General features: G+C 39.6%; 17 protein-coding genes. 9 read left to right on the forward strand and 8 right to left on the reverse strand.

The annotated features are described in order from the left end of the window. Positions 1–90: 90 nt before the first annotated feature. The 4 genes from FHQ08_RS02555 to FHQ08_RS02570 all read left to right on the forward strand — a co-directional run bounded on the left by FHQ08_RS02555 (position 91) and on the right by FHQ08_RS02570 (position 4,727). The gene (locus tag FHQ08_RS02555) at positions 91–1,359 is read left to right on the forward strand and encodes a carboxylate--amine ligase (RefSeq protein ID WP_230912823.1); all 1,269 of its coding nucleotides are present in this window, start codon (positions 91–93) and stop codon (positions 1,357–1,359) included. A gap of 16 nt (positions 1,360–1,375) precedes the next feature. Further along, the gene (locus FHQ08_RS02560) at positions 1,376–1,840 is read left to right on the forward strand and encodes a universal stress protein (protein WP_230912824.1); all 465 of its coding nucleotides are present in this window, start codon (positions 1,376–1,378) and stop codon (positions 1,838–1,840) included. A gap of 25 nt (positions 1,841–1,865) precedes the next feature. Next, positions 1,866–3,761 carry a M13 family metallopeptidase gene (locus FHQ08_RS02565; RefSeq protein WP_230912825.1) on the forward strand — a complete coding sequence of 632 codons (1,896 nt, stop codon included), beginning with the start codon at positions 1,866–1,868 and terminating at the stop codon, positions 3,759–3,761. A gap of 66 nt (positions 3,762–3,827) precedes the next feature. Then, on the forward strand, positions 3,828–4,727 hold the full coding sequence (locus FHQ08_RS02570; RefSeq protein WP_230912826.1) for an alpha/beta hydrolase: 900 nt from the start codon (positions 3,828–3,830) through the stop codon (positions 4,725–4,727). Between the two features lie 153 nt (positions 4,728–4,880). Here FHQ08_RS02570 and FHQ08_RS02575 read toward each other — a convergent pair whose 3' ends face one another. Next, entirely contained in the window at positions 4,881–5,261 is a 381-nt protein-coding gene (locus tag FHQ08_RS02575; protein ID WP_230912827.1) for an iron-sulfur cluster biosynthesis family protein, read from the reverse strand. Positions 5,262–5,367: 106 nt separating this feature from the next. Between FHQ08_RS02575 and FHQ08_RS02580 the strand changes: the two genes are divergently transcribed. After that, positions 5,368–6,012, forward strand: coding sequence for an endonuclease III domain-containing protein (locus FHQ08_RS02580; protein WP_230912828.1), 645 nt, complete (start codon positions 5,368–5,370; stop codon positions 6,010–6,012). 2 nt (positions 6,013–6,014) lie between these two features. Here the strand turns inward: FHQ08_RS02580 and FHQ08_RS02585 are convergent, their stop codons facing one another. Next, the gene (locus FHQ08_RS02585; RefSeq protein WP_230912829.1) at positions 6,015–7,166 is read right to left on the reverse strand and encodes a VanZ family protein; all 1,152 of its coding nucleotides are present in this window, start codon (positions 7,164–7,166) and stop codon (positions 6,015–6,017) included. 160 nt (positions 7,167–7,326) lie between these two features. Here FHQ08_RS02585 and FHQ08_RS02590 point away from each other — a divergent pair, with 160 nt between their 5' ends. Then, complete coding sequence (locus FHQ08_RS02590) at positions 7,327–8,544, forward strand: MFS transporter (protein ID WP_230912830.1); 1,218 nt, start codon at positions 7,327–7,329, stop codon at positions 8,542–8,544. Positions 8,545–8,569: 25 nt separating this feature from the next. Beyond that, positions 8,570–10,561: a cation:proton antiporter gene (locus FHQ08_RS02595; RefSeq protein WP_230912831.1), complete on the forward strand. Its 1,992-nt coding sequence runs from the start codon at positions 8,570–8,572 to the stop codon at positions 10,559–10,561. Positions 10,562–10,675: 114 nt separating this feature from the next. On the opposite strand, the gene FHQ08_RS02600 is transcribed toward FHQ08_RS02595, so the two are convergent. From FHQ08_RS02600 to FHQ08_RS02610, 3 genes are all read right to left on the reverse strand, one after another. Beyond that, positions 10,676–11,293 (reverse strand): DPBB and LysM peptidoglycan-binding domain-containing protein, encoded by a 618-nt coding sequence (locus tag FHQ08_RS02600; protein WP_230912832.1) that lies wholly within the window; start codon positions 11,291–11,293, stop codon positions 10,676–10,678. A gap of 315 nt (positions 11,294–11,608) precedes the next feature. After that, on the reverse strand, positions 11,609–13,249 hold the full coding sequence (locus FHQ08_RS02605) for a peptide ABC transporter substrate-binding protein (RefSeq protein ID WP_230912833.1): 1,641 nt from the start codon (positions 13,247–13,249) through the stop codon (positions 11,609–11,611). 473 nt (positions 13,250–13,722) lie between these two features. Continuing rightward, a complete protein-coding gene (locus tag FHQ08_RS02610) occupies positions 13,723–14,295 on the reverse strand; it encodes a MarR family winged helix-turn-helix transcriptional regulator (protein ID WP_230912834.1) in 573 nt (190 codons plus the stop codon). A gap of 151 nt (positions 14,296–14,446) precedes the next feature. Between FHQ08_RS02610 and FHQ08_RS02615 the strand changes: the two genes are divergently transcribed. After that, a complete protein-coding gene (locus FHQ08_RS02615) occupies positions 14,447–15,115 on the forward strand; it encodes a histidine phosphatase family protein (protein WP_230912835.1) in 669 nt (222 codons plus the stop codon). A 21-nt stretch (positions 15,116–15,136) separates the two neighbouring features. Next, positions 15,137–15,631, forward strand: coding sequence for a methylated-DNA--[protein]-cysteine S-methyltransferase (locus FHQ08_RS02620; RefSeq protein ID WP_230912836.1), 495 nt, complete (start codon positions 15,137–15,139; stop codon positions 15,629–15,631). A gap of 249 nt (positions 15,632–15,880) precedes the next feature. Here the strand turns inward: FHQ08_RS02620 and FHQ08_RS02625 are convergent, their stop codons facing one another. The 3 genes from FHQ08_RS02625 to FHQ08_RS02635 form a co-directional block, all read right to left on the reverse strand. Next, positions 15,881–17,185: an MFS transporter gene (locus tag FHQ08_RS02625; protein ID WP_230912837.1), complete on the reverse strand. Its 1,305-nt coding sequence runs from the start codon at positions 17,183–17,185 to the stop codon at positions 15,881–15,883. Next, complete coding sequence (locus FHQ08_RS02630) at positions 17,157–17,954, reverse strand: glycerophosphodiester phosphodiesterase family protein (RefSeq protein ID WP_230912838.1); 798 nt, start codon at positions 17,952–17,954, stop codon at positions 17,157–17,159. The genes FHQ08_RS02625 and FHQ08_RS02630 overlap by 29 nt, the downstream gene beginning before the upstream one ends. Positions 17,955–18,241: 287 nt before the next feature. Further along, complete coding sequence (locus FHQ08_RS02635; protein WP_230912839.1) at positions 18,242–19,546, reverse strand: MFS transporter; 1,305 nt, start codon at positions 19,544–19,546, stop codon at positions 18,242–18,244. Positions 19,547–19,960: the final 414 nt, after the last annotated feature.

The following is a 19,960-nucleotide window of genomic DNA, read 5'->3' on the forward strand; positions in this document are numbered from 1 at the left end:
CATCCTCATAACTAAACGCCTTACCTCGGGTATGTTATAATTTGTATCGTGAAATTAACAAAATATATTTTTTAAGAATAGTGGAGAGTTATGAAACAAATACCGAAATTTACACCGATTATATTAGGTAGTGACATTAATGCTTATGGTTTTGCACGTTCATTCAATGAAATTTACGGCATTAAAGTAAAAGCTTTTGCTGCTTTGCCATTGGCCCCAACGCGATACTCTAAAATTATTGATGTTGAACTGCATGATGGCTTTGAAGAAGATCCAGTATTCATCAATGTGATGACCGAAGTGGCGCAGCGCTACGCCGACCACAAAGAACCAGTGATCTTGATTGCCATGGGCGATGGTTACGCGGAACTAATTGCGAAACATAAAGACTTTTTGCAGCAGACATTTGTTTGCCCCTATATTGACTATGACTTACTCAAAAAATTAAATAATAAAGAAAACTTTTACAAGATCTGTGAGACTTATAATTTACCATATCCAAAAACCAAAATTATCACAAAAGCGATGTATAAAAATCAAACGGATTTGGATGTGCCGTTTGAATACCCCGTAGCCTTGAAACCGGCAAACAGTGTTGAGTGGCTGGATATTCATTTCGAAGGTCGTAAAAAGGCTTTTATCATTCATTCAGAGGCTGAGTACACCGATGTTGTCGCTAAAATATATGATAATGGCTATACATCTGATTTGATCTTACAAGATTTTGTGCCTGGTGATGATTCTAATATGCGGGTCTTGAATGCTTATGTGGATCAAAATCATCAAGTGAAAATGATGTGTTTAGGGCATCCATTATTGGAAGATCCCACGCCAGCTGCCATCGGTAATTATGTGGCGATCTTGCCGGAATATAACCAAGAAATTTATGAAACAGTGCAAAAGTTCTTGGAAGATATCAAATATACTGGTTTTGCAAATTTTGATATGAAATATGACCGCCGGGATAATACATATAAGATTTTTGAAATCAATTTGCGGCAAGGGCGTAGTAGCTATTTTGTGACGTTAACGGGTTACAATTTGGCTAGTTACCTTGTCAATGATTATGTAACTGGCGATTTAGCTAATCAGCCAACTGTTTATGGGAATCAGAATAAAGCAAAACATGTACTTTGGCTTGGGGTGCCTACGAAGGTATTTAAGCGCTATGCGGCCGATAATGCGGCCAAACGCGAGGCACTGAATTTGATTCATGCCGGTCGTTATGGAACGACAGTGTTTTATAAAAATGACATGTCTCTTAAGCGTTGGGTCTTATTAAAGTATATGTTCCATAATTATGTGCCCCGTTATAAGCAATACTTTGCTGAGAATAAGGGCCAAGCTGACGAACAATAAGAGGAGATGGGCTTAATTGACAACTTTAGATGATTTTACAGTACAGATTCATCGTTATAATCGGATTTTGGTCACCATTGATAGTGATGATTTTATTTCGTCTAAACCAGCTTTTGAATATGCTTGTACGACGGCAAAGATGTATCAGATTCCACTAGGTATCGTTTCAATTTTAGAAACAGGTGATTTGAATATCTTTCAGACCTTATCACCGGATGTTTTGAGTCAGCAGCGGGCAGACGTGGCTAATTTGGTAGATACTTATGCGGATAAAGCTCGGGAATTTGGGGTTTTAGACGTGACCCCTTATGTCAGTGAAGGAAAGCCAGGCCGCACGGTTGTCGATCAAGTGATTCCAGAATTCAAACCAGATCTATTGGTCGTTGGTTCTGAAAGAAAAGCCAATGCCAACGCGATCGGCTCCCAAGCGTCATACATGGTTCGTTATGCGCCATGTTCTGTAATCGTCGTTAGAAACTAATTTGTAGTATCGGAGGCAGGTAGCAATGGATAATAATGCTTATCGTCAAGATCTATATCAAGCTGTAAATGGTGCGTGGGAGAAAACAGCCGTTATTCCCAGTGATAAACCAACAACAGGCGGCTTTGCGGATCTAGCAGATGGTGTTGAAAAACAACTGATGCAAGATTTCGCGGATGCCCAAGCAGGCAAGAAAAAGTTTGAAAATCCGTTAATGAGTGAAGTCATGAAACTATATCGAGTTGCCCAAGACTTTGATAAACGTGACCAGTTAGGAGCAAAACCAGTTTTGCCAGACTTAGCTAAGATAGAACAATTGACGCAGCTGAGTGATTTGCAGGCCCAATTGACTGCTTGGTATCGCGAATTTCCAACACCATTTGGCATTCAGGTAGATGCCGATATGAAAGATACGGCTGTTAACGTTGTTTATGCCTTTGCACCAAGTTTATTTCTACCTGACAAACCTTACTATGATGCCGATAATGAAAATGGTAAGCAGCTATTAACAATTTTCAAAGATATGAGTCTGAAGTTATTAACCATGGTGGGGAAAACTGAAGCCGAAGCTAAAACAATTTTAGACCATGCCTTAGCTTTTGATCGTAGTTTAGTGCCTTATGTGAAGAGTGCTGAGGAATGGGCTGACTATACAAGCATGTATAATCCTGAAACTTTCACGACTTTTAGCCACTATTCTAGTAATTTAGCGCTGGGTCAGTTAGTTCAGGACTTGGTTGCAGATACGCCGGAACGTGTGATCGTTGCTGAGCTACGTTTCTTCGAAAATTTTGATAAAATTGTGAATCCAGCGGCTTTTGCAGATCTTAAAGCTTGGCTGTATTTGAATAAACTATTAAGCAGCGCCAATGTCTTGTCTGAAGATTTCCGTCAAGTAGGTGGCACATACAATCGGGCACTATCTGGCAGTAAGGAAGCCATGTCACAAATCAAGAGTGCTTATTATTTAGCTAGCAACCGTTTCAGCCAAGTGGTCGGCGATTATTATGGTAAAACTTATTTTGGGGATGCTGCCCGACAAGATGTGAAGCAGATGGTCGAAAAAATGATCGACGTCTACAAAAAACGGCTGCATGCTAATAATTGGTTAAGTCAGGCGACTAAAGAAAAAGCTATTTTGAAATTAAATAAAATTGTGATCAAAGTAGGCTACCCAGATCAAATTAAACCGATCTATGAAAAGATGCATGTGGATGATACTAAATCTCTGTATGAGATCGTAAAAGCTTTGAATGCGGTTGTCTTACAGGATAACTTAGACAAATATCATCGCCCAGTTGACCGTACCGAATGGGGCATGCCAGCGCAGATGGTTAATGCGATGTATGATCCTTCACGCAATGACATCACTTTTCCAGCGGCGATTTTGCAGGCGCCATTTTACAGCTTGGCACAATCGGATAGTCAAAACTATGGCGGGATTGGTGCGGTTATTGCCCATGAAATCTCCCATGCGTTTGATAACAACGGTGCTAAATTTGATGAATTCGGCAATATGAATAACTGGTGGACTGATGAGGACTATCAAATCTTTAAACAATTGACTCAAGCAATGATTGATGAATTTGATGGGATTGAATTTGCTGGCGGTAAAGTTAATGGTAAGTTGGTCGTTTCTGAAAATGTAGCAGATGCCGGTGGGCTAAGTTGCGCTTTAGAAGCGACTAAAGCTGAAGCTGATGCTGATTTGCGGGCTTTTTTCATTAATTGGGCGCGTATTTGGCGAATGAAAGCAACGGAACAGTACAAGCAATTACGTTTAGCAACTGATGTTCATGCACCGAATGTCTTACGGGCAAACGTTCAGCCTAAGAATTTAGATGATTTTTATGCGACCTTTGATGTTCAGCCGGGTGATGGCATGTATTTGGATCCAGACAAACGGGTCAAAATCTGGTAGAACAGCACCTACTATAAGTCTGACTGGTCGGTTGGCTTTCTCTTCTTAACAAGGGGTTTCCGAAAAATGAAATATTGGCAGCGTTTATGGCGTGTTGGCTTACTCTTAGTGATCCTATTGATTAGCGTGACTGCTTGCAGTAAGCATACTGATCCTCAGGCGAGCAGTCGTTCCAGTAAGTCCAAAACCACTAAAATCAAATATCAAAAAGTAGGCCCTAATGTGACACCAGTGATTTATTTACATGGTTTTGGCAGTTCACCTAAGGCAATGGCTTACTTGGTAGATCAAGCACGGCTAGCAAATAATAATACGAGTGACATCATCGCCACAGTTCAAGATAATGGGGATTTTCAATTGTCGCAAAATATTATTAAGGGTGTCCAGTATCCGCTGATTCGAGTCCAATTAGCCTCTAGCCGCTATCCTTCTGACAAAACTGCCAGAATCATGAGTCGCTTTTTGCGTAAGCTCAAGCAGACATATGGCATTCAACAATTTGACGCTGTGGGTCACTCCGCGGGTGCTGGAGCTTGGATCGATTATGCCATTAATTATGCCCATGAGTCGACACAGCCGCACTTGCAAAAAGTAGCAACGTTGGCAGTTACCGTTAATGGCTGGATCGGTAGTGGTGCCAAAGGAACAAAACCTAATACCAATCAAGTTGCTGAAAACGGCCGGCCAGCAGTGATGACGCCGGGATACAAGCAATTATGGCAACGGCGAAAGCAAATGCCGAATCAGATTCAATTTTTGAATGTTTTTGGTAATTTAGAGGACGGCTCGAATTCAGATGGTCGAGTAACTGTGGCCTCTGCGCGCTCACTCAAGTATTTGGTCAGTTCGCGAGCTCAGCACTATGAAGAAGTTGAAGTCCAGAAAACTAAAGCTCAACACAGCCAGCTTCGAGAAAATCCGGATGTGGCTAAAGTGGTCAATCAATTTTTATTTAATAAAAAATAGTAGATTGAATGATTGCTGTTTCGGTGCTAGTTCTTAACTGATGTTATAGGTTGAAAATATAATCAAACGGAATCGATAGTAATATAAAAACAGAGCTTAGAACAAAACTAATGTTTTGGTTCAAGCTCTGTTTATTTACTAAGCTTTTTTAGTTCAACGTGCAGGATTCTTTTTGATTGAAGCGGGGTCTGTAAAATCAATAAAGCCAACGTTATCATCGATGACACCAACATCACCGGACAACTGCATGGTGTCATAAGTTTTTTTGTACTTGACCGTCATATGTTCGTCTAGACTATCTGCCGAATAACCTTTAATATATACGGGGCCTAAATTGGAATCAATGGTTTGATCATAAGTGTCTAAGGACATATCGGAACCAATAATGTTAATCGAAAATTGGACCTGCATGTGAATCATGGCATGTTGTGAATAAGGCCCAACACCATCTTCAAATGTTAAAAGTAACCGATCGCCATCTTGCCAGTTTGCTTTGATTTTTGCAACAACATTTTCATCAAAATCAACACGCATTTCTAGGACCTCCCTAATCACCATTTTAAGTTCAAATTTATTGTAATTGAATATCTTAAAAAAACAATTATTTTGTCTTTAAATATCATTGAAGTAGGTGAATGCTTTGCAGACACTAACATTAGTTGAACTCTATACCAAACTAGCACAACAGATTCCCGAACAACATTGGCCAGCAGAAACGCCCTTTGAAATTGCATTGGGGGCTATTTTAGTTCAAAATACAGCCTGGCAAAACGTACCGCCGGCCATTGCCAACTTAAAGCAAGTAACCAACTTGAAACCTCAGAAACTACTTGATTTGGATCGAGCCACTTTGATGACGCTAATTCGACCGAGTGGCTTTTTTAAAAATAAAAGTTTGGCTATTGTCAATCTATTAACTTGGTATCAAAAGTATGACTTTGATTTAACTAAAGCTAAGCTAAGAACGAGTACGCAATTACGACAGGAATTATTAGATTTACATGGTATTGGTGCGGAAACAGCGGACGTGATATTGCTGTATGTTTTAGACAAACCGCAATTTATTGCTGATAGTTATGCCCGCCGATTGTTTCTAGCTTTAGGTGTTACGGAAGCTCAGAAATATGACACGTTAAAATCATTTGTTGAAGCAAAACACTTAACGCTCACTTTACGGCAATGGCAGGCTTTTCATGGCTATATTGATGAATTTGGTAAGCAATTTTTACGACGCAACCAATCTTTTGCGGCTAGTTACTTAGCTGGCTATCGGCTAAAAAGATAAGACTATTTAGCTGACTTAAAGGTACTGATTAAAGTGGTATGGGCGATATTATCGTAATAAAAGTCTGGATTTTTGCGGATTAAGTTGACGAGAAAATGAATCAGTAGAATCACAGCGAATAAGGCACCTAAACCAAACAGAAGTAGTAACCGATCTAAGTCGCTTTGAGAAATAGTCCCATGCTCTAAAATCATTAGCATTGCAATGCCTAGTGTTGTAAAAATGGGGATGGGAATGAAATATTGCCAAAAAGCACGCCAAAAAAGATTTGCGGCATGGGCAGGGGTCCCATCTTGGCGGACGATACGTAAGTGCACGATTCTTTTACCCAAAGTGGCACCTTGCATGAGTACGGGTACAATAAAGAATAAAACTATTAATAGTAGTGCAGGCACTAAAATGATGTCATTTTGCGGCGATACGAAATGTGGGAAAAAGTCTACTAGTACTAAAACAATAGGCATTGCAACAAAAAAGATCAGCCAATCCAGCAAGAAGGCAACGAAGCGTCGGGGGAAAGTAACAGTTTGACCCAAACGCTTTTCCTGAGCTTGAATTGCTTCATGATCGGGAAATAGATGTAAAACAATTGGCGCGATTGCCCAACCTAACATGCCGCCTGAAGTATTTAATAAGAGATCATCGACATCAAATAATCGGTAAGGCCGCACATAGATACCATATAAGCCACTCAATTGTGTCAACTCAAAAAATAACGACAGCACAAAACTGAAAATAAGGATTTTACGCCAATTAAAACCAAAGTATTTTAAATAAATCCCAAATGGAATGGTTAGAAAAATATTAAATAGGGGCTGAATAATAGCTGGTTCAAGTAAGCCCGTTCGGTAAGTATGAATATTTAATGGGTCAAAGGTATTTGTCTTGATAAATTCCTGAACAAACATCAGCGGCTGTAAATTGTATTTCGGTGTGGTTAGCTGGGCTACCAAAGCGCGACTTGGTAGGGGCAGAATAATCAAGAAATAAGCTGTCAGTAAATAAAATATGAACGTATAGATCACAAATGCCCGAAAACGAACAAAGGAACCCCGACGGTGATATTCATAAGCAAAAATCGGTAGTGAAATTAATAGAGCCAGAAACGGGAAAATTAAAATTGCCATTTTGATAGGATATAAATAAGCTGTCATAATATGTCGACCAAGAAGTCTAGGCGCCTCCCAATAATTTAATAAGTGCATTTCTAGCATACTGATAATGTGCATTGAATACAATGTTAATGCTTTGCTATTCTGACTTAGTTATGTAAGAATAGCGGCATAAGTTCAATATTATAGTGGGGGACATGAGATGGTTACAGCACGACAACATCAGCTGAATAAAGTCTATTATTTAGCTGGGCAAAATTTTTTCGTTTTTGGTTCTTCAGCAGTTTACTTTGCCATTCTTTGGTATATCGCGCTTAAAACATCATCGGGTACTTGGATGATGTTGGCAACGTTATCTACCTCATTGCCACAAATTCTGATCTCATTGTGGGCCGGCGTTTGGGCCGATCGATCTGATCGACGTAAATTGATCATGTTGGCAAGCGGTTTAGTCACTGGATTAACATTGATCATCGCAGTGATTTTTTTGTTTGGCTACCGTGATTTATGGTTATTACTTTGCATTTCTGCCGTTCGTTCCATTGGCAGTGGGATCTCAACACCTGCTGGTAATGCATTGTTACCAGACTTAGCCGACCCTGACGAACTGACCCGATTAAATGGGCTGAATCAAATGATTGCCGCCATATTATTATTGATCACACCGCTGGTCAGCGGTTATATTTTAGGCTCTTTGGGCATTTTATTCATTTTTGTTGTTGATTTGTTCACAGCAATCTTTGGCATTACGGCAATTGGCTTAATTAAAATACCAAAGTCACAGATTGAGACATCTGATCAAATCAAAGAAGGGCAACGCAAAACTTGGCAGGAAATTATGAGCGGGCTGAAATATATTCGACAAAGTTCTTTTTTGACCGCATTTATGTTACTGACTTGTTTGGCCTTTGTCTTGGTAGCCCCCTCATCGCAGCTGTCTACATTATATGTCAAACGCACTTTTGGTACGGGTGTTTGGCGGTTAACGTTAAATGAACTGTTATGGACAATTGGGGCAACGATGGGCGGCCTTTATTTGACCACGCATAAAAAAATTAAACGGCCGGTGGCTCTGATTGCTGGTGCCATTAGTGTGTCCGGCGTGGCCTTTGCAGTTATGGGACTGCCAGAGCCATTTTGGGTTTACTTGGCTTTCATGCTGATATCTGGCATCTGCATGCCGTTGATTCAAGGGGTCAGCAATATTTTGATTCAACAGAATGTAGCTAAAGCCACAATGGGGCGGGTATTTTCGGTACTTCAGATTGTTTCAACAGGCATTTACCCAGTAGCAATGCTATTCTTTGGACCACTGGCAGATCATGTGCCGATTGCTATGATTTTAGTAGTAACCGGCGTATTAGAGATTGGCGTGGGGCTTTTGTTTTATCAAACAATGCGGCGTAAACTTCAAATTTAGGACTGACGGTTAGGGGTGAATCGGGATGGATCAAGTTTTTTTAATTACGATTATTTTAGCGGCTGTCGTTGGGGCTAACATTTTGGCACGACATGTTGCAGCCGTGCCACTACCATTTTTTTTAATTGGTTTTGGCGTTATTTTATCTGCGTTACCCGTTTATCGAAATTTTCGTTTAGATCCCTCAACGTTTGCTTTTGCGATTATTGCACCGTTACTTTATAACGAAGCTCAGAATAGTTCCCGATTATGGATCGGACGATCGATTTTGAATATTCTCTCTTTAGCAGTTGGCCTGGTCCTGGTGACTGTTTTGATTGTAGGGACAGGTCTGCACTGGTTTTTTGCCATATTACCTTTGAGTTTAAGTTTTGCATTATTAGCCATTGTCACGCCAACGGATGCTTCAGCTGTGAACTCGATTTTTGAAGCTAATCCTATTGCCCGGGAACAAATGGGTATTTTAAAAAACGAATCGTTGTTCAACGATGCCGCCGGGATCGTTATTTTTGACGTTGCTTTGACAGCCTATATTTCGGGCACATTTTCGCTGCAAATTGCGATTGGTGAATTTCTTTGGGAATTCTTGGGTGGTTTAATTTTTGGGGCTGTAATTGGTATTTTGATTGTCAGTATTCGGTTATTTCTCATTCGTTACCATGATGATACACCCCTGATCATGGTCTCAATTCAACTATTATCGCCATTTTTAGTTTACTTATTAGCTGAAAGGCTTGCTCTATCTGGAATTCTAGCTGTAGTAGCAGCTGGTTTGGCACAGGGATCTGAGCGTAGTCGCTTACGGCTGACCTCCGCGCGAATGCAAATCGTGACCAGCAATGTTTGGGAAGTTATTGCGGGCATTTTATCTGGGAGTGTTTTTGTCTTATTAGGGTTATCACTGCCACTTGTCATTCAAACAAGACACCATTCAACCAATCCAGATTTTGCACTATATAAGTTATTGTTGTTGGCACTTTTGATTTATTTTGTTAAAACGCTAGTCCGATTGGTTTGGAGCAAATATTTTGTACGCCTACAAAATAAACAGGCGCGTTCCTGGCGGGATAGTTTAGTCATGGCACTGAGTGGGGCTCATGGGACCATTACTTTATCTTTGGCCTTCTCTATGCCCAATGCGATTAATGGGCAGCCGTTTGCTTTCCGGGGGCCGTTGATTTTTATGGCAGCTGTAATTATTTTGATCAGTATGATTATGCCGACCATTTTTATTCCAATTATTCTACCAGCACAAAAATCAACCCAGCCGCGTTACCAGTGGGTTAGGCGTATGTTACAAGCTGGTATTCGTGCTTTGACAGATGAGTCTGATCATCCAGCGGAAGCACAGATTGTGATTGATACGATTCAACAGCAGCTGATTTTAGATAATACACCTAAAATACGATTGCAACGTCAATTGATGAAGGCCAGTCAAGAAGTCGAAAAAAAAGCAGTAAAGCAATTATATGATGCTAAAAAGATTACAGCAGATGAGTTGACTTATTACTATAAATTTATTCAGTTAAATAATTTTTCTGCGGACGATAAAGCTTGGAAAAATGTGCTTTTAAGGATTCGCTTTTCTTTGCACATTGGAACGATGAATCGTAATCTGCGCCAAGCACAGGAAGCCTTTTTGACTGCGCCGGTAGCTTTGGAAGAGGTTTATTGGCGGCGGCAGTTTGAAAACCATGGGGAGAATCTTTTACCAATTGAACAAGCAGGCTTTGAGGCAGTGATGGCTTTCTTAAAAACACAGCCTAAAGCTCATGAAGTTGAAGTAAATATTGTGCGGCGCTTCTATCGGACACGTCACCGGCGCGTTCATATGGGCCGTGTGGATGCTGATATTGTTTACCAGATGTTTATGCGTGCTTTTCATGCAGAGTACACATTGATTCAAGATGCAGTGATGAGTGGGCAGATCCCATCCGAATTAGCTGAAAGGCTGCAACAGCGCATCTCCTTTGATGAAATTACTTATATTCAAAATATTGAAGTCTTTCAAAGGTAAAAATTGTCCTTGGTACATGTTCAAAATCAAATTGTGCGCAAAAAAGCTCGGCAACAAAACATTCGTCTTGTCCCGAGCTTTTACAATACATATCATATTAATTTATAGCTATAATTAACCAATTACTTGAACAGAAGCTGTTGTGACACCATAGCTTGGAATAGAGCTGTTAGGCATAGCAACATCTAATTGTTGTGGGTTACTATAAGCAAATGTACCAGTATCGTTAACGACACGGTCTAAGACAGTTCCGTCGGATAAAGTAATTCGTAAATGTGTGCCTTTAGGGAAGACAGAAAGGTTTGCAGCAACACCGTTGTAACCCATATTAGAACCTAAAACAGCTGGGTCATAGAAAGAAATCTTATAAGTACCAGCATTTTGGCCAGTTGTTGCCGTTGTATTTGTAGTTTGAGCTGTTTGTGCTGTCCCTTGAGGTGCCTGAGCAACAGCATTTGTCTGCGTTGTTTGTTGTGTTGCTGTACCGTTCACTTTAACAAGGTCGCCAGGATAGATGATATCAAATCCACCAACTTCACGGTTGTTTAATTGTTCTAAACTAGCAACGTCCATATTATATTTTGCAGCGATGCTCATGAAGCTATCGCCAGATTGAACTGTGACAGTACCATTTCCGTTATCAGTAGCAGCTTGGGCTTTGTTAGGACCGAATGTTGTAATAGTTGCGACAAAACCAGCAACCAATAAACCAAACAATGCAATTTTCTTCATTATATAAAAAACTCCTTTAACATTAAAACCTAGTGACTATTTCGACATCTATGTGCCTCACTTGAGCACGTGCAATAGAATAACCTTTAAATGTTGCACTAGTATTTCAGGAGCTTTAATGTTTCAAGACAGTAATAGTATTTTTGTCATAAAGATTAATTTTTTTGTTTTTGAAAATGGTCCAAAGCCTATTAGATTAAAAAGTAATTGGCCTTTTTGAAATATTACAAAAGAGCTCAAAAATATTTAAACTTTTTGGCTAAAAAAGTATAAAAAATTTAAATTTAGGGGTTTACAAAGCAAAAATTGGTCAATTTACTTGATTGAAGCATATTTATAACTCCATTGAGCGCCAGCGGTATTATGAATAATGCCTTTGACTTTTGCATTTTGCAAATAGGAAGCATTATTTTGATAAAGTGGTGTCATACCTTGATCTTTGCTGAATAATTGACTGGCTTGGATAAGATCTTGCCATCTAGCATTTGGATCATTGGCATCTTCGTTTTGTGCTTTGTGGATTAAAGCGTCATAATCTTTATTACTATATTTACCCATGTTATAGGAAGTATCAGACTCAGGAATTTGCAAGAACGTGATTGGATCGTTAAAGTCAGCGCCCCAAGCGGACAAACTGATGTCAAATTGACCCTTTTGCTGGAATTGATTCGCAGCAGTAGAAGGCATCTGGCGGATATTAAGTGTCAAGCCAGGTAGCTTTTTCTCCAACTGATCTTTGAGGTACTCGGTGACTGTTTTACTAGAGGCGTCATCGTTGGAAGCAATTAGTGTCAAACTTAGCTTCTTAAGTCCAGTTTCTTGTAAGCCTTGTTGCCAAAGAGCTTTAGCTTTGGTTTTATTATAAGTTACAGTATCAGGCACGCCTTGTTCGGCCGCAAAGTCTTTTTTATTTTGGGGATCTTTAGCTAATCCTTTAGGTACAAAACCATTTGGAATCAAAGAGCCATCACCCAGTGCCTTTTGGGTCAACTGGTTTCGGTTGATAGCCAATGAGATGGCTAAGCGAATATTTTGATTGTTAAGTGCTTTTTGCTTCTGCTTATTAGTATTGTGGAAATTATATTTTAGATAGTAGATCATAGCGTAAGGATAATTTTTAAAGTCTTTGTCATGTTTTAATTCACGCACTTGTTCAGGTGCTAAAGGGGTAAGGTCAAGTTTGCCATCTTGGAATAGATCTAAGCTAGTTGAAGTCGAAGGCACCACTTCATAATTGATCTGTTGTAGTTTTACGGCTGATTTATCCCAGTATTGATCATTTTTGACAAAACGCCATTTATTGCTTGTACCATTCCAATTCTCAATTTTAAACGGGCCAGAGTAAACCGTATTTTGTGATTTTGTGGCATATTTCTTGCCATATTTTTGGGCTACTTTTTCGTTTTGGGGCGCAAATAAAGGATAAGCCATCAAAATTTTGAAATAGGCAATCGGTTTTTCTAAAGTAACCACAACCGTTTTGTCATCTTGCGCTTTAATACCGAGTTGCTCGGGTTTTAGTTTACCAGCACTAATGGCTTGTGCATTTTTGATGCCTTCAAATAAGTAACTATATTGAGACTTAGTTTTAGGGTTGACTGTCCGTTGCCAAGAGTAAACGAAATCCTGGGCTGTGATGGGGTCACCGTTGCTCCATTTGGCGTCACGCAAAGTGAAGGTCCAAGTTAAACCATCTGCTGAAACTTTGGTGTCTTTTGCTAGGCCGGGGGTGATACTCCCATGTTTACCTAACCGATAAAAGCTTTCATAAACATTACCAGTTTGCCCGTAACCGGTGGCTTTTGAGATATCGATTGTATCTAGTGGGGCGGTAGCACTTAAGTGTAGGACTTGTTTGGCTGCTGCTTGACTTGTTCCGTGAAAAAGAATGGGGCCTATAATGAAACCAACTAATAAAGTAGCTAATAATAAAGTGAATCGGCGCTGTTGCTTCATGATTTTCCTCCTAAGATTAATGTTTTTACAGTAGACTATGTACGCGTAAACTTGCCGCGGCACCTCCTATAATTAGATACAAAAAGCCCGCTAACTATTTATCAAAGAAATAGATAGCGGGCATCTAATTAGCGTTTTAAGTTAAACGAACGTTAAAAGATGATACACGAAAGCGCCGCTATCGATGAAGGACAGCAGCACATACAGTTATTCATTTGTACCAATTTAACACATAACATCGATAGGACACCTTCTTTGTTCGTTATGACTACATAATATTTGAAAAAGATAGCGTTGTCAATCAAAATGGATATAATGTACAGTATCGAAAATAAGTTTTTAGAAGTGGGTGAGCTAATGCCGTCGATTTACTTAAAAAGATTAGACCTATTGATACGAATCAAAAATATTACCGGGTGCTTCAGGAAATTGAACGTAATAAAACCACTCTTTGGTGCAATTCGTGTAACCTGTTACCAGCCCATGAACATTGGATGATCTGGGTGGTGGCCGCGATGATCATAACCGCCGCGGTCGTTGCCAAAACCACCAAAGGGACCATGGCTGTGTCTTGGGCCGTGACCATGAAAATCAGGCTGATCCATAAATTCGGTGTCGGAAAGCTGGCTTTTTAGATCTTCTGTGAGTTTAGCCAAAATCTGCCGTAACTGAGTGCGCTCTTCATCAGTCAAACTGGCAAAAATTTGATCGGTTAAACCCTCGGTAGCATCTTCGTCAGCAGCTAACTGTTTACGTCCGGCTTTGGTAATAGAAACACGAGTCACACGACCATCGGCTTCGTCTGGATGACGTTCAATTAATTGTTTATGTTCTAACTTCCCAAGCATCTCAGAAACAGATGAAGGTCGGATATCTAGCAGCTCTACGATACGTGATTGCGGTAAATTATCTTCATTAACTAAAGCTTTTAAAATACGTGATTGACCTTGGAAATGTGGTCGCGTCGCTTCTTGCCAACTGTAACGGCGCACAAATTGCATAAATTTGCGGAAGTCATGGAATAAAGCATCGGTTTCTTGAGTCATATAATGAAACTCCTTTCAAAAAACAATTATATCAATAACATTAGGTACCTAACAATTGTATTATAGTTAGGTACCTAATATATGTCAACCTTTAAAGCTAAGGCTGTGAAATTTTGGTATGATAAGGTTATCAATTAAGTTGAGGTAAGTTATGTTAAGAATATATTTGGGCCGACATGGTCAAACAGAAAATAATTTAAAACATCTTTTTAACGGTGGCAGTGTTGATACACCGTTAACGGCTAAGGGCGTGGCCGATGCGCAAGCGATGGGCCGCATGCTAGCTAATATTAATTTTGCTAAAGTTGTCACGTCAGCAATGCCCAGAGCAATCACGACTGCCAAACTTGCGCTAGCTGAGAGTCACTTTAATTCAGCCAATGATATTGTCACCGACCCGCGCTTGAATGAAATGAATTTGGGTGATTGGGATGGCGTAGCGATCGATGCGTTGACGGATGCCACTCAGATGGATAATTACGCCCATCACCCCGATAAATTTGATGGCAAAGCTATTCACGGGGAGAGTTATTATGATATTGTCAAGCGTTCAACTCAAGCAATGGCGGAAATGACAGCAGGCATGACGACGGGCAATATTTTGATCGTGAGTCATGGTATTTTGTTGACTTTCATGGCAAATGCATTGCTAGGTAATGACATTAGTGTTGGGCGGCAACGTCACTTGTTGAAGAATGCCAGTGTTAGTGTTTTGACCAAAGAAAACGATCAGTATACGGAATTAGCTTTTAGTGTTCTACCGGAAACTTTGGCAAATGATCCTGAATTAGCACAGCAGGTGTTTAGACAGGCAAGATAAGTATAAAAAGAGATGATTTTAATGCAACTTTATTATGCGGCGGCTGATTATCGGGGACAAAAGATGTATGTTTTTGGCAATCAGAGCGGGGTTGTATTTGTTGGTACACCAGGAGCTTCGCCTGAAGAGGTTAAAATCCAGCTAAAGCATTGTGATATTTCGCCCAGTTCTAGTTGTTTGGTCAGCCCGATCCAGCAGCTCACTGAATATTTTCAAGGTGAGCGCAGAACTTTTGATATTTCCCGGGAAATAATTACAGGGACCGCTTTGCAAAAACAAGTTTGGCATGAGTTGAACACGATTCCCTATGGTGAAACCATTAGTTATAGCGATCTGGCAGCACGTGTTGGTAAACCTAAGGCTATTCGCGCCGTGGCAACAGCCGTGGCTAAAAATCCGTTGATGATTTTTAACCCATGTCATCGGGTCATTCGTCAATCTGGCGCAATCGGTAATTATCGTGGCGGTGTCCAAATGAAGCGGACACTGCTGTCGTTGGAGCGAGGGCATCAGTAACAAGCAACGTAGATATTATTTGAAGGACATCGTACAAATTATTTCCAAAATTAAAAGAAGACTAAAGTGCAAAACATTGTTGGTTTTGACTTAGTCTTCTTTTTTGGGAGGAAGAAAATGAAGTATATTCTTCATTATAAATCAGGTAAATAAATTTTGGGAGGAAGTATTTACTTGATGTTTATATCATATCCAGAAAATGTGAAGAAATCATGATGAAATCATTGTGAAAATAATATACTTCATATTTTAACTGGCTGTACCAACTTGTTTATGGTTGATAATTGTAAGCAATAATGAAGTCGCAACGCCAACGGCTACAACGATGGTGCCAATCAAGAAAATAGTTTGATAAGCGGCAATTGGATTTTTGTGGGCATCAATAATATGGCCATTTAAACCGTAAGTCCAAAAAATTGGTGCATAAGCGACAAAAGAACCAACACTCATGGAAGAACCCACATAGTTTTTAGGCACATTAGCTTCTGTAATCGGTGCTAACATGATGCTTTTAGCGAGGAAAATAGCAAATGAAAAAACCATCAATAGACCAATGCTCCAGCCCAACGTATGACTATTTTTAGGTAATAGTAAAACTGCGGTTAAGGCAACCAGCGTCAAAATCAAAGCACCAAACATAGTTTTTGCGGAAGATTTGAAGACATAATCTGAAAGTGAGCCCGAGATGATGCCAGCAACAACACCCATACCGCCAGTGTTGATAATACCGAAAATAGAAGCTTGAGTTTGCGAGATATGGTAAACCGCCTGTAAATAAGGAACCGTATAAATTAAATTGATGTAAGACCAGTAAATTGTTAGGGCCGTGATTGAAGCTAACCAAACTTTTGGCATCAAAATAACTTTAATTAGTCCTTTAAATGCTTTACCAGCCTTTTGAGTTTGTGAAACCTCATGCTCTTTCGCAATACCGTTTTTAGGTACCAATTTAATGATAGCAAACACTAAAGGGATAATTAGTAGGTTGTAGACTAACATTCCAGTTTTGAAGATACTGATACCACCAAAAAGAGCCATTGCTCCGACTAATAGCAGGTTCATGCTCATTTCAACTGTACGGCGGATCGATTCTAACATACCAAATGCTAAGCCACTGTGTTTCTTGCTGGATAGCATGGCTACTCCGTTGAGGACAGCTGGCCAGAAGAAAGCATCTGTTAAGCCCCAAATGATAGCGATCAAACGCAGAATAGTAAAAGTTGGTTGAAAGAAAACGATGATAAAGACTGTTAACATACGAATCAGTAGGCCGGTGATTATCAATGACTTCACTGAAAAGCGGTTATTAAGCCAACCACCAGGAATATAAAAGAACATTGAAATACCGATCAGGCTAAAGATGATACCCAATTGGGCATTAGAAACGCCGAGTACTTTTAATAGTAGATTATAAAAAGTACCCTTAAAGGCTTCAAAAGATGAATAAATTAATTGGCCAGATAAGACAACAGCTAGAAATCCCCACAGCTGATTGTTAGTCCGCAACCGCTTATGCGCCTTGGCTTTAATACCATGTTGTGAGGAAGTGTCCATAATTTCGCCCAACCTTTCCACTTTGCTTTTGCATCCCAGGAAAGGCATCGGCAATATTGGTAAAAATGCCATCAACGCCCCAGTTAAACAATTGATTAGCTTTATCGATCTTATCTACAGTCCAAACATTGATTTCATAGCCATGATCTTTCATCATAGTGACTTTAGCCTTGGTGAGGCCGTGATCTTCGGGGTGGATAATTTTAGCATCGAGCGCTTGCATGATCAACAGCCAGTCATCATAGAATGTGTGTTGTTCAAATAAAACAGCTGTTTCTACATCAGCTTTACGACTTTTTAACTTATATAGCATAACTGGGCTAAATGAAGACACGATGACGCGGATACTTGGGTCGATCTGGTCCAGTGCAGCCACAAACTGAGCTACCAAACTATCAGCTAGTTCATTGGCGTGGTCACCTGTTACGGCTTTAAGTTCAATATTTACATTAATTTTAGTCCGATTTAGAAATGTAATTAATTGTTCAAGTGTTGGCACCGTCTCTTGGGCGTATTCAGAACCAAACCAAGCGCCAGCGGAAGCTTTTGCCAAATTCGGATAGGTCGTTTCAGTTAAAGCACCACTCAATGAAGTGGTACGGTCAAGGTCATCATCGTGTAAAACAACAACGCGGCGATCTTTCGTAATACCCAAATCAGTTTCTAACCAGTTGATATTGAAATCTGTTAGTTTCTCAAAAGCGGCCATGGTATTCTCAGGTGCCAGAGTCGGAACACCGCGATGCGCGATGATTTTTTTCGAATGCATAAATTTCCTCCAAATAATAAATAATTGGTATATGTAAGATAAATACAGGTTTTACCCTAAAACTTTTGTTAGACCATTGCAAGGTATTTTCGCAATAAAAAAGGACACGCACTTGGGGGATGCGTGTCCTTTAAGGGAGGAAGGAAAATGAAGAATGAATTTTCTATTGTTAATCAAATAAATAAATTTTTGGGAGGAAGTATTTATTTGATATTTATATAGTATCGAGAGAATGTGAATAAATAATGACTGTTTCGTTATGAAAATAAACTGTTTTTGTTAATAAGTTATGCTGTTTTCTGTTTACGATTGCTTAATGTTAAAAAGAATGCTGTTATGACGCCAATACCAGCAACAACAACACTGATTAGAAAGATTTGTTGGTAAGCAGCAATGGCATCTTTATGTGTGTCGATGATATGGCCATTCGTACTGTAAGCCCAGAAAACGGGGGCATAGGCGGCAAATGACCCCACACTCATAGAAGAGCCAGAATATTTTTCGGGAATACCAGATTCGGCTATCGGTGCTAAAATAATACTTTTTGCTAGAAAAATGGCAAAGGAGAACAACATCAGTAAGATAATACTTGGCCAAAGTGTCTGTTGATTTTTAGGTAATAATAAGACCGCAATTAACGCGATAAATGTTAAGATCAACGCAACAAACATCATTCGTGATGAAGACTTAAAGACATAATCTGATAAACTGCCGGAAATGATACCAGCTACCACACCCATAGCGCCAGTATTAATGATACCAAAAATCGAGGCTTGCGTTTGACTAATATGATAAACAGCCTGTAAATACGGCACCGTGTAAATCAGATTGATGTAAGACCAATAAATTGTTAGGGCTGTGATAGAGGCTAGCCAAACCTTAGGCATGAGCAAAACCTTTAACAGACCCTTTAAAGCTTCGCTGGCCTTCTTTGTTTGTGAGGCACCAGTTTCAGCTGCAATTCCATTGCTCGGCACAAACTTAATAATAGCAATAACGAGCGGGATGATCAGTAGGTTATAAACCAACATACCGGTTTTAAAAATACTGATGCCACCAAATAGAGCCATTGCCCCTACAAGTAATAAGTTCATTAACATTTCAGCGGCTCGCCGAATAGATTCCAACAAACCAAATGCTAATCCAGAATGGTTTTTGTCGGATAATAATGAGACACCGTTTAGGACGGCCGGCCAGAAGAAGGCGTCTGTAAGGCCCCAAATAATGGCTATGATACGTAATAAAGTAAACGATGGCTGCAAGAAAACAATAATAAAGACAGTCAACATACGAATCAGTAAACCGGTGATCAAAATTGATTTCACGGAGAAGCGATTGTTAATCCAACCACCAGGAATGTAAAAGAATACCGAAATGCCAATTAGACTGAAAATAACCCCAAGTTGTGCGTTAGAGACGCCAAGGACTTTTAATAAAAGATCGTAAAATGTCCCTTTAAAAGCTTCAAATGCAGAATAAATAATTTGGCCGGCCATCACAACAGACAAGAATCCCCATAATTGGTTATTGGAATTAAAGCCAAATTTATTCAAGGCACGTTGTTTGATACCAGACCGTGAGGGAGTCGCCATAATTTTTGTCCGCCTCGCTTTCTTGATCATTCGTGGCTGAGGGATATTTGTACCAATAGTTATTTACATCAAGGTCAGAATAGCACTGCTTTAGCAACTATGTAAACGATTTAACACCAAGTGTGAAATTAAAAGTCATAAGTATTTTGAGAACCATATCCTTTAAACCGATGTGGTAAAAGTAAGCAGTTTGCACATAAAAAAAGACACGCACTTGGGGGATGCGTGTCCTTTAAGGGAGGAAGGAAAATGAAGAATAAATTTTCTATTGTTAATCAAATAAATAAATTTTTGGGAGGAAGTATTTATTTGATATTTATATAGTATCTACTAAATGTGAAATAATTGTGAAGATAGTGCCATGAAACTGTCAACAAATCGTGGCTAAATATATTTTCGACCCGCTAACGTTGA

The organism is Agrilactobacillus fermenti, assembly GCF_021030645.1.
GTDB lineage: Bacteria > Bacillota > Bacilli > Lactobacillales > Lactobacillaceae > Agrilactobacillus > Agrilactobacillus fermenti.